We start from the raw sequence: 11,347 nt of genomic DNA, 5'->3' as shown, positions 1-11,347 counted from the left end.
GTAAAGGATAAAATAAATAAAAAACTTTATTTATTCTGTTAAAAGGTGGGCGATTGAGGGATAATCCGAGGCGAAGAGCGGAGAGCGCATATGAAAACTACTGATAAGATTATTCAATTACTCAAATTGCATGGCCCGTTAACGGCTAAGACCCTAGCGGAAGAGCTTGCGTTGACCACTATGGGCGTTCGCCAGCATTTGCAAGCCTTAGAAGAGGCGGGTGATGTCGATATTGAAGACAGAGTTGAAGGCCGCGGACGCCCAACCCGGTATTGGGGATTAACGGAGCAGAGTAGAACCCACTTTGCCGATCGCCACAGTGAGCTTAGTTTGCAATTGATTGATTCCGTAAAAATGATATTTGGTGATCAGGGGTTGGATAAACTGATTGAGCATAGGGAGCAAACGGCCATGCAGCAGTATCGCAGCGCGTTGCAAGGTATGACGGATATTACCAGCCGTTTAACTAAATTGGTGGAGTTACGTACCCTCGAAGGCTATATGGCGACGCAGGAACAAGCGGATGGGGTGTTCTGGTTACTTGAGAATCATTGTCCAATTTGCAGCGCAGCGACGAAATGCCAAAATTTTTGTCGCTCCGAACTACAACAATTCCAGCAGTTATTTGCCGATATTGCTACTGTAAGCCGTGAAGAGCATATCATCGACGGCGCTCGTCGCTGTGCCTATCGCATTGCGCCTTTATCTTAGAGCAGGATGGTGTGATGCAATCAAAACGCGGTCGTCTCGATAGATACCTAGCTGTTAAGTTACAAATTCACCGTAAAGCCGTGCGAGAACTCTTGCTGGCGGAGCGAGTATATGTGGATGGCACGCCTGCGAAAGCGCTCGATCTGCTGGTGGATGAATTTTCCCACATTGTGTTTGATGGGCAAGTCTTACAGGCCAACCAGCCCGTGTACTTGATGTTGCACAAGCCCGTTGGGGTAGTGAGTGCGACCAAAGACAAGGAGCACCGCACTGTGATTGATTTACTCGATTGCGAAGCTCGCCATGAGCTGCATATTGCTGGGCGGTTAGATTTAAACTCATCGGGTTTATTGTTACTGACCAATGATAGTCGTTGGTCCGAGGCGTTAATGTCACCCGAGCAAAAAGTGGATAAAGTGTATCGAGTGACTTTAGCCAATCCCTTGAGTGAGGACTATGTCGCGGCATTCGCGCAGGGCATGTATTTTGGCTTTGAAGATATCACCACACAGCCTGCAAAGTTGACTATCCTCGACACTCATATTGCAGAGGTTACTTTAAGGGAAGGGAAGTACCATCAAATCAAGCGGATGTTTGGTCGTTTCCGTAATCCAGTGGTGGGATTACACCGCCTTTCCATTGGTGAGATTATCCTAGATAAACACTTAAGCCCTGGTGATAGCCGGATGTTGACTGCACAAGAAGTCGCCTCTATCTATCATTCAAAAATGAAGTAACTCGAGACGGTGCATAAAGCGCTGATATGCACTTAAAAACATAACCTCTAAGAGCATGTTGACGTTTTGAGATTAAATTTCGTTCTGGCTCGCTCATTAGGTTAAGTAAAATAGCGATACTGCGCGGACTTTATCTTGCATAGATCGTGAACCAAAGGGTTGCAAAAATAATCCTGAAACGTCAATACACCTCGGCATACGATTGTTTGAAGGACGCTGTAACAAACACGTAAGGATAACATTAGTCTGGCACAGCACGGCTGTGCCAGTGAATATGTGTTAGAGCCTGAATGCACTGACTTGATTACGCATGCTGCTAGCCAGTTTGGTTAGGTTTATAACAGACTCGCTGAGCTCATGTGCTGAGCGAGTCGAGTCATCGGTAATATCACTGATCGCAATAATGCTACGGTTAATACTTTCGGCCACACTACTTTGCTCTTCAGCCGCAGTCGCAATATGGGCATTGAGCTCAGCAATGTTATCTACTGACGCTACAATTTCTTTTAAGGCCTGACCTGCTTCATTGGCTTTATTATTGGCATCATCGACTTGCTTGATACCAACTTCCATTGCATTAACTGCTTCTTTAACCCCTTTTTGTAGCGTTGCGATCATCGCTTCAATTTCTTGGGTGGACTTTTGAGTTCGTTGAGCTAGCGTTCTGACTTCATCGGCGACAACGGCAAAACCTCGACCCTGCTCGCCTGCGCGAGCAGCTTCGATAGCAGCGTTTAATGCCAATAGGTTGGTTTGTTCGGCAATACTCTTTATCACATCTAAAACTCGACCAATACTTTGGCTTTCATTGGATAAAAAGCCAATGACTTGCGCCGTTTTTTGAATTTGTTCTGAAAGTTGAGACATGCTGCTAATTGAGTCAATAACGATACGGTTACCATTCGCCGCATAAGTATCCGCATCCTTTGCCGAATCCGCAGCGGCTGAAGTACTCTGCGCGACCTCTGCCACAGTCGCCGTCATTTCATTCATTGCTGTTGCAGTTTGTTCAGTTTCAGCTTGTTGCTGTTGCATGCGTTTATTGGTTTCTTGGGTAAAACTACTTAGCTCGGTCGCGGAGCTATTAACCGTATTTGCTGCTTCAGCGATGGAGTGCAAAATCCCTCTCAAATGTTCAATAACTTGAGTGAGGCTAGTCGAAATAAGTCCGAGTTCATCATCATTAAAAGTACGGAATTTAACTGTGAGATCGGAGTCTTGGCGGATCGTTTTTAAATTGCGCACAATATCATTGATGGGATTCATCACACTGCGATTAACCCAAAGTCCAATCAAAATACTGATCAGCATTGCAAGCCCTGCAAGAGTGGCAAAGATGGCAATCGATGAGTGATAAATCTCGTTAGCGGCAGCTCTTTCCTGACCTGCAATGTTGATTTGTAGTGCGATAAGTTCTGATATTTTGCCACTTATCGGATCGATTGCTTGGTAAAGCGGTAATATTTTGTCATTCAGTTGGTAAGCTACATCGCCATTCCCCCCCCTAAGATATGAAATGAGTAGCTCAACTTGTTGATTAGCTGGTGAAAATAACTGTTCAGCTTGTTGTGCAAGTCGAGATTCTTCTTGGGTAAGTTCAGTTGCAAGGTATTTGGGCCAGTACTGATTGATCGTTTTGCTGGCATTTTCAAGCGCATTAGCCGCTTGCGAAGCGCTAAATCCGCCAGCATTCGCTTTATTGATCGCGTCAATTACATCAACGGCATATTTATCAGCGATAACCTTAAGATCGTCTAAAGGAACCACTCTGTCGTTATAGATACGCTCGACGCCATATTCGATTTTTCCCATCATATAAATGGCGATAAAACCAATGGTTACTAGCATTAGGAGCGGCACGAGAATGCCAATAAACATTTTTTGTTTTATTTGAAGACCATTCATATGGATTTCCTCAGTATATTCAGGGAGGCTTTTAGGCAGAGCTCGAGCAGTCCATGATGAGTCTGTATGAATAGTTATAGCAAATATGCCAAATGAGGTTGGTGATTTAAGGAAATAAAATTGCAGAAACAAAAAAACCTCGCTTAGCGAGGTCTTTATGTTGGTACAGATGAGAGGACTTGAACCTCCACGCCCGCAAGGGCACCAGCACCTGAAGCTGGCGTGTCTACCAATTCCACCACATCTGCATTGGTATTCGACAGGTTGTCGAATTAAGTTGAATCGCAATTTGGTACAGGTGAGAGGACTTGAACCTCCACGCCCGTAAGGGCACCAGCACCTGAAGCTGGCGTGTCTACCAATTCCACCACACCTGCACTGTACTTTAATTGCAATCCTTTAACACTGGTCGCTAAGGCAACCAACTTAAAGATGGTGCCCGAACCCGGAATCGAACCAGGGACACGAGGATTTTCAATCCTCTGCTCTACCGACTGAGCTATTCGGGCGACGGGCGCAATTTAAAGGCTTTTCGGCTTTTGAGTCAACTGATTTTTACTAAATAATGTAAAAAGTGATGCGGTTGGGTAAGTTTTACTCGAATCGAGTATTTATTGAGTCCTAGCGGGAATGACAAGAGAAAATACTCAGTGCCACTTAAAGGGGATAAACGTTAAAAATGTCCGTAGAAGACGAAAAAATGCCCCTTTAAAAGGGGCATTTCTATTTAGTTAGATAATATTTCATTGTTTGGGAAGTTAGCTTGCATTACCATTAGCACGTTTTGCTTCAGTTGGTTCTGACCTAACTCACCATAAGCTTCTGCCATAATCTCCAGTGCTCGCTCAGTTGACGGAGTGCCGGGATATGTTTCTAACACTGATTGTGCACGAACAGCCGCAGCACTCCAAGCGTTCATTTTGATATAGTATTCAGCAACTTGAATGGAGTATCTTGCTAAACGGTTTTTTAGCGATAACATGCGTTTTTGTGCATCAGCGGCATATTTGCTGTTGGGGTAGGTTTTGATTAGACGGTCAAAATCCTTAAAGGCATCTTGGGCATTTTTCGGATCACGATCGGTTCTATCGATATTCAACATATCGTGGAAAAGATAGCTATCCGCCTGCATATTGACGAGTCCTCGCATATAGTAGACATAGTCGATATTGGGGTGCGTTGGGTTGAGACGGATGAATCTGTCAATGTTAGCAATGCCAGAGGCAACATCGTCCATTTTGTAATAAGCATAAATCAGATCCAATTGAACCTGAGTTTTATGTGGTCCAAACGGGAAGCGAGAGTCTAGCGCCTCCAATGAACGGACAGCTTTAGAGTAATTGCCAAGCTCCATGGAGGTTCTTGCCTGAGAATAAAGCTCGTCAGGTGAGGTTTTGGCGGCAATATCGTTATCTTCAGGACTGCTACTACAGGCTGATAACGCTAGTGAAAATAGGACTAAGGTTAAGCCTTTGGAGAATTTATACATACTTGAATTCAATTCTTTATAAGTTGTAGTTAAGAATTTTTCCATTTCACGATAAAATAGAAAGCATTCGATTGTAACAGATAGCACACATTTTTTGACCCCAAAATGGGGATACGGTTCCTATGACACAAGAGATTAATCTAAAAAGCGAGATTTCGGCAACACAAACTGGTTTGAGATTGGATCAAGCACTGGCTGAGTTGTTCCCTGATTACTCGCGCACGCGCATCAAGGAATGGATCCTATCTGATGCAGTCTATGTTGATGGCGTAATGGTAAACAAGCCGCGCGAAAAAGTTTTTGAGCTGCAGCAAATCGAAATTAACGCCACGCTCGAAGAAGAAGTGCATGCGGCTGCGCAAGCAATTGAGCTGGATATTGTCTATGAAGATGATGATATTTTAGTCATCAATAAACAAGCTGGCTTAGTGGTGCATCCTGGTGCAGGTAATGCCGACGGTACTTTGATGAACGCATTGCTGCACCATTGCCCTAATATTGAGCACGTGCCACGTGCGGGTATTGTGCACCGTTTGGATAAAGACACCACAGGTTTGATGGTGGTGGCCAAAACGGTTGAAGCCCAAACCCATTTAGTGGCCGCATTGCAAGCCCGAGAAATCACCCGTGAGTACGAGGCGATTGTCCTCGGTACTATGACGGCGGGTGGCACTGTCGATGAGCCGATTGGCCGTCATCCGACAAAACGTACCCATATGGCGGTGCATCATTCGGGTAAACCCGCGGTGACCCATTATCGTGTGGCGGAAAAATTCCGTAATCATACCCGTTTAAGATTACGTTTAGAGTCTGGACGTACTCACCAAATTCGTGTGCATATGGCGTATATCGGCCATGTGTTGGTGGGTGATCCTGTATATGGTGGCCGTCCAAAACCACCGAAAGCAGCAAGTCCTGAGTTTTTCGAGATTTTGAAGAACTTTAAACGCCAAGCACTGCACGCGGTGCGATTGGAATTAGCGCATCCTGTGACCTGTGAAATCATGAGCTGGACTGCGCCGATCCCAGAAGATATGGTGATTTTGACTAAAGCACTGCGTCAAGACACTTTAGAACACCCGATTGAGTACTAACTGATGTTGAACCACGATTGGCCAGTACCTGACAATGTGGCAATTGCAATGACAGATCGCCATGGCGGCGTGAGTCTTGCCCCCTACGATAGCCTGAATTTAGGGTTGCACGTGGGTGACATACCGCAGCAAGTATTGGTTAATCGTGGCTTACTAGCACAGCAGTTACAGCTTGCGACTGAGCCTGTGTGGTTGGAGCAAGTCCATGGTACTCGAGTGATTGATTTGGCCGATATCGTCCCAATTAATCTTACTCAAGACGCTCAATCAGAGTGTGTGGCATTGCAAAATACGCCACCTTTGGTCGCTGATGCCAGCTATACTGACCTCGCTGCACGGGTTTGCGTAGTGATGACCGCTGATTGCTTGCCGGTGCTTTTGTGTAATCAACTAGGGACTGAAGTTGCTGCTGCCCATGCTGGTTGGCGCGGACTGTGTGATGGGGTGATTGAGGCAAGTGTGGCTAAGTTTGCCTCTAAACCGAGTGAGCTGATTGCCTATTTAGGACCCGCGATTGGCCCTAGAGCTTTTGAAGTTGGCGCCGAAGTGCGTGCCGCCTTTATGGCAAAAGATCCTAATGCGGAAAGTTGTTTTATTGCGCGAGGCGATAAATACATCGCCGATATTATCGGATTAGCCAAATTACGCTTAAAGCAACTGGGTATTACACAGATCTACAGCGCTGATATTTGCACTGTATTGAACCAGGATTATTTCTCCTATCGCCGCGATAAAATCACTGGTCGTATGGCTTCCTTGATCTGGCTTAAGTCTTAAGTTTATTCCCCTATAATTTGTATTTATTTCTAGCCATCTAGCTTGAAATTGGTCAAATAGCCCCCATCTTTTAACTAACAAAATGCTGTACCTTATTTGTGAGTTTTAGGAGGCTGTATGCGACTCGATCGTATGACTAATAAATTTCAGCTTGCCATCTCAGATGCCCAGTCGTTAGCACTTGGGCGTGATCATCAGTTTATCGAACCGCTACATTTGATGATGGCGCTGCTCAACCAGGATTCTGGTTCTATCCATCCCTTATTAACCCAAGCAGGTATTCGGGTGAGTGCGCTGCGCTCGCTCTTGAGCCAAGAGCTTGAACGTCTACCGCAGGTCGAAGGCACTGGCGGCGATGTACAATTATCCCAAGGGTTAATTCGTTTATTAAACCTGTGCGACAAGTTGGCGCAAAAGCGCAAAGACAAATATATCTCCAGTGAGTTGTTCGTTCTTGCCGCGCTTGAGGGCAGCGATGCGCTAGCACAATGCCTCAAAAAATCCGGCGCGACCAAAGAGCTAATGGAACAAACCATTGAGCAAATGCGTGGTGGTCAGAATGTGGATGATCCTAATGCGGAAGACCAACGCCAAGCGCTGAAAAAGTTTACCGTTGATCTTACTGAACGTGCCGAGCAGGGCAAACTCGATCCTGTCATTGGCCGTGACGATGAAATCCGCCGCACCATTCAAGTACTGCAACGTCGTAGCAAAAACAACCCAGTGCTGATTGGTGAGCCTGGCGTGGGTAAAACCGCGATTGTTGAAGGTCTTGCTCAGCGCATTGTGAACGGTGAAGTCCCTGAAGGGATTAAAAATAAACGTGTTTTATCCTTAGATATGGGCGCATTGATTGCTGGCGCTAAATATCGTGGTGAGTTTGAAGAGCGTTTAAAAGCCGTGCTTAACGAGCTGGCGCAGGAAGAGGGCCAAGTGATCCTCTTTATCGACGAGTTGCACACAATGGTGGGCGCGGGTAAAGGCGATGGCGCTATGGACGCGGGTAACATGTTAAAGCCTGCTTTGGCCCGTGGTGATCTCCACTGCGTTGGGGCGACGACTCTTGACGAGTATCGCCAATATATTGAAAAAGATGCTGCCCTTGAGCGTCGTTTCCAAAAAGTATTAGTGGATGAGCCAAGTGTTGAAGACACCATCGCGATTTTGCGTGGCTTGAAAGAGCGTTATGAGCTGCATCACCATGTGGAAATTACCGATCCGGCGATCGTAGCGGCGGCGACCATGTCACACCGTTATGTGTCGGACCGTAAATTACCCGATAAAGCCATCGACTTAATTGACGAGGCGGCATCGAGCATCCGTATGCAGATGGATTCCAAGCCTGAATCCCTCGACAGATTGGAGCGTCGTGCTATCCAGTTGAAACTGGAAGAGCAGGCATTGGCCAAAGAAAACGATGAGGCGAGCCGTCGTCGACTCGAACATTTACGTGTCGAGTTGCATGAAGTTGAGGCTAAGGCGTCGGAGCTTAATGAAATCTGGCGCACCGAAAAAGCGGCGTTGGCAGGTACTCAGCATATTAAAGCCGACCTTGAGCAAGCGCGGATGGATTTAGAAGTCGCGCGCCGCGCCGGTGATTTAACGCGTATGTCCGAGCTGCAATATGGCCGTATTCCAGAGCTTGAAAAGCAATTGGACTTGGCATCGCAAGCTGAAATGCAGGATATGACACTGCTGCGCAATAAAGTTACTGACTTAGAAATCGCCGAAGTGTTATCAAAGGCGACGGGTATTCCGGTTTCTAAGATGCTTGAAGGCGAGCGTGAAAAACTGTTACAAATGGAAGTGGCACTGCATGAGCGCGTGATTGGCCAAAACGAAGCTGTGGATGCGGTCGCTAATGCGATTCGTCGTAGCCGCGCAGGGCTTGCCGATCCTAACCGTCCGATTGGTTCGTTCCTGTTCTTAGGACCAACTGGTGTGGGTAAAACCGAGTTGTGTAAGTCGTTAGCTAAGTTCCTATTCGATACAGAATCGGCCTTAGTGCGCATCGACATGTCAGAGTTTATGGAAAAACATGCTGTTTCACGTTTGGTTGGTGCTCCTCCTGGATATGTTGGCTATGAAGAGGGCGGTTATTTAACTGAAGCGGTTCGCCGTAAGCCTTATTCAGTGATTCTGCTCGATGAGGTGGAGAAGGCGCACCCAGACGTGTTCAACATCTTGCTGCAGGTGCTGGATGATGGCCGCTTAACCGATGGTCAAGGCCGTACCGTCGACTTTAGAAATACGGTGATCATCATGACCTCAAACTTAGGCTCTGACATTATCCAAGAAGGATTCGGTCACTTAAGTTATAGCGAAATGAAGAGCGCGGTGATGAATGTGGTGACCCATAGCTTTAGACCCGAGTTTTTAAACCGGATCGATGAGTCTGTGGTATTCCATCCCTTGGATGCAGAAAATATCAAGCATATTGCTTCTATCCAAATTGCTTCATTGCGTAAGCGTTTGGCAGAGAAAGACTATACGCTGGAGATCACCGACGAGGCATTATCATTGATTGCCGAAATTGGTTTCGATCCAGTCTATGGTGCAAGACCTCTGAAACGAGCCTTGCAGCAAGAGATGGAAAATCCATTAGCGCAAAAATTACTGCGTGGCGAGTTACTGCCCGGCAAACCTATCAAGGTCAGTTGCGCTGGTCGTGAGCTGGTATTCGAGCAATAATTTACGACAATCTTTGCCGTGCATAATGCTGCTTAACTTAAACAAAAAACCGAAGTCTTGGACTTCGGTTTTTTTTTGCCTATATCGGTTACAGATAAAATAGCGGTTAGTAATAGTGTGGCATTGCCATCAAGATTTTTAGTGGCGCCTATTACAAACTCTGGGCGTTATTTTTTATTGCAAAATAGTTTGATCCGCTGTTGATTCTCTGTAATGGCTGCTTGGCGCTCTTCTTCTGTCATCGCGACAGGTTCTTTATTACCGTCTTCTTGGCGGGTGAGTTTTGTATGGGTCGTTAACACATCTAAATTATGTTTAGCGTTTTCACAAATTGCTTCTGCTTGCTTGGCATCTTTCTCTTTAATTAAAGCCGCCGATTTTTCGGACTCAGACATTTCAGGAGGCGCTTCCTTTTTAATGGGAGCTATATAGCCAATTTTACTCGGTTCAAGATCATTGCTATTCAGCTGCTGCGCTTGTTGTTCCTGAGTCGGTGGTTGTTGGCTGTAATGGGTGACACCATTTTCATCAACCCAAGTGTAAATGACACCCGCAAACACGGAAGGTGTAAATAGCACTAGACATACAAAACCTAAAAATACCGCGTTCAAATTTGTTTTCGTTAACATAAACATCATCCCTAAGGGCACCATCGACATGATAGTAAAATATGCTATCTTGAAGCCTACTTTCATTCCAGTTCATAGCTTTATAAGTGTATGCAAAATTCTTCTAATCAAACAGTAAAGAATAAAGGTATCTATTTACTGCCTAATTTATTCACGACCGCAGGCTTGTTTTCCGGTTTCTATGCTGTGATTGCCTCAATGAATGCCAACTTTGAAGCCGCTGCGATCGCGATTTTTGTAGCTATGATCTGTGACGGTCTTGACGGACGAGTGGCAAGGTTGACGAATACTCAAAGTGACTTTGGTGCCGAATACGACAGTATGGCGGACATGGTGTCCTTTGGCATGGCTCCAGCATTACTCGCCTATAATTGGGCCTTAGCGGATTTAGGCAAAGTCGGTTGGTTGGCGGCGTTTATCTATTGCGCAGGTGCTGCATTAAGGCTTGCTCGATTTAATACTCAAGTCGGTGTTGCGGATAAACGATACTTCCAAGGTTTAGCAAGTCCTGCTGCCGCTGCGGTTATTGCTGGCAGCATTTGGCTTGGGAATCAATATAATCTTGATGGCAAAAATATCAGTTGGATTGCCGGATTGATCACTGCAATCACGGGCTTATTAATGGTGAGTAATTTCCGTTATCACTCTTTCAAGGAGATTGACTGGCGCGGCAAAGTGAACTTTATCGCCATTCTATTCGTTGTGGGCGTATTTGTTGTGGTTTCGGTTCAGCCTGCTTTAATTCTCTGCATTGGTTTTTATCTCTACGCCATCTCGGGGCCTGTGATCACTATTCGTACCGTGAGAAAGCTAAAAGTAGCCCATATTGTGGGTGATGGAGAGCATGAAAAGGAACAAGAAACAGCAGAGGGCACCAAGGGTTCAAAAAGTTCTACGGATAATCCTTAGTCCGACAGTTCCTACATTCTCAATCTTTTATGCCATGTTAGTTCTACGGTTCAAGAGTCGCCATTCCCTATTCTTGAACCGTTTCTCTGCACCGGACATACTCATCTATATATGTAAAAGTTTTAAAGCGCCCTTTCTTAAGGCTATTCGATCTATAGAATTTCCTGCACATCCTTTCTACATATGCCAAACTTACCAGCCGAAGTGAGAAAAATAGCAGCATATCCACCCAATACTTGAAGATTTGTTGGTTATTTGTCCATTCGGCAGGTTTTGTTAAAAAAGCGCTTGCACAAAAAGTTTCGCTGCCTATAATGCGCATCCACTGACACGGCAGACAGCGAAAGCGAATGCGGTTACAGTGCGAATCGAATGCAAATTGTGCAGTTGATTCGAAAGCCTCAA

At 45.7% G+C, this 11,347-nt stretch carries 9 protein-coding genes and 3 tRNA genes; 6 read left to right on the top strand and 6 right to left on the bottom strand.

What is annotated here, in order from left to right; translation table 11 throughout:
• Positions 1-90: 90 nt before the first annotated feature.
• Both MMG82_RS20650 and MMG82_RS20645 read left to right on the top strand, forming a co-directional pair.
• Positions 91-711, top strand: a complete 621-nt coding sequence (locus MMG82_RS20650) for a metalloregulator ArsR/SmtB family transcription factor (RefSeq protein WP_047537346.1) — start codon at positions 91-93, stop codon at positions 709-711.
• A 14-nt stretch (positions 712-725) separates the two neighbouring features.
• Complete coding sequence (locus tag MMG82_RS20645; RefSeq protein ID WP_047537344.1) at positions 726-1,448, top strand: 16S rRNA pseudouridine(516) synthase; 723 nt, start codon at positions 726-728, stop codon at positions 1,446-1,448.
• Between the two features lie 279 nt (positions 1,449-1,727).
• Here MMG82_RS20645 and MMG82_RS20640 read toward each other — a convergent pair whose 3' ends face one another.
• The 5 genes from MMG82_RS20640 to MMG82_RS20620 all read right to left on the bottom strand — a co-directional run bounded on the left by MMG82_RS20640 (position 1,728) and on the right by MMG82_RS20620 (position 4,842).
• Complete coding sequence (locus MMG82_RS20640; RefSeq protein ID WP_241407357.1) at positions 1,728-3,353, bottom strand: methyl-accepting chemotaxis protein; 1,626 nt, start codon at positions 3,351-3,353, stop codon at positions 1,728-1,730.
• A gap of 161 nt (positions 3,354-3,514) precedes the next feature.
• Positions 3,515-3,601 (bottom strand) — tRNA-Leu (locus MMG82_RS20635).
• Between the two features lie 42 nt (positions 3,602-3,643).
• Positions 3,644-3,730 (bottom strand) — tRNA-Leu (locus MMG82_RS20630).
• Between the two features lie 56 nt (positions 3,731-3,786).
• Positions 3,787-3,862, bottom strand: a tRNA-Phe gene (locus MMG82_RS20625).
• A 218-nt stretch (positions 3,863-4,080) separates the two neighbouring features.
• A complete protein-coding gene (locus MMG82_RS20620) occupies positions 4,081-4,842 on the bottom strand; it encodes an outer membrane protein assembly factor BamD (protein WP_037421317.1) in 762 nt (253 codons plus the stop codon).
• Positions 4,843-4,964: 122 nt separating this feature from the next.
• On the opposite strand from MMG82_RS20620, the gene rluD reads away from it, so the two are divergent.
• The 3 genes from rluD to clpB all read left to right on the top strand — a co-directional run bounded on the left by rluD (position 4,965) and on the right by clpB (position 9,404).
• Positions 4,965-5,936: a 23S rRNA pseudouridine(1911/1915/1917) synthase RluD gene (gene rluD, locus MMG82_RS20615; RefSeq protein ID WP_011073400.1), complete on the top strand. Its 972-nt coding sequence runs from the start codon at positions 4,965-4,967 to the stop codon at positions 5,934-5,936.
• A gap of 3 nt (positions 5,937-5,939) precedes the next feature.
• Positions 5,940-6,713, top strand: a complete 774-nt coding sequence (pgeF, locus tag MMG82_RS20610) for a peptidoglycan editing factor PgeF (protein ID WP_241407356.1) — start codon at positions 5,940-5,942, stop codon at positions 6,711-6,713.
• Positions 6,714-6,830: 117 nt separating this feature from the next.
• Positions 6,831-9,404 carry an ATP-dependent chaperone ClpB gene (gene clpB / locus MMG82_RS20605; RefSeq protein ID WP_037421313.1) on the top strand — a complete coding sequence of 858 codons (2,574 nt, stop codon included), beginning with the start codon at positions 6,831-6,833 and terminating at the stop codon, positions 9,402-9,404.
• Between the two features lie 167 nt (positions 9,405-9,571).
• Here the strand turns inward: clpB and MMG82_RS20600 are convergent, their stop codons facing one another.
• Entirely contained in the window at positions 9,572-10,033 is a 462-nt protein-coding gene (locus tag MMG82_RS20600) for a DUF4124 domain-containing protein (RefSeq protein ID WP_052184070.1), read from the bottom strand.
• Between the two features lie 90 nt (positions 10,034-10,123).
• Between MMG82_RS20600 and pssA the strand changes: the two genes are divergently transcribed.
• On the top strand, positions 10,124-10,942 hold the full coding sequence (gene pssA / locus MMG82_RS20595) for a CDP-diacylglycerol--serine O-phosphatidyltransferase (RefSeq protein ID WP_047537335.1): 819 nt from the start codon (positions 10,124-10,126) through the stop codon (positions 10,940-10,942).
• The last annotated feature ends 405 nt before the right edge of the window (positions 10,943-11,347 follow it).

The organism is Shewanella sp. MM_2022_3 (assembly GCF_022557375.1).
GTDB classification, from domain to species: domain Bacteria; phylum Pseudomonadota; class Gammaproteobacteria; order Enterobacterales; family Shewanellaceae; genus Shewanella; species Shewanella xiamenensis.
Note: the sequence above shows the minus strand (reverse complement) of the source record. Positions and strands in the feature narration are given on the sequence as shown.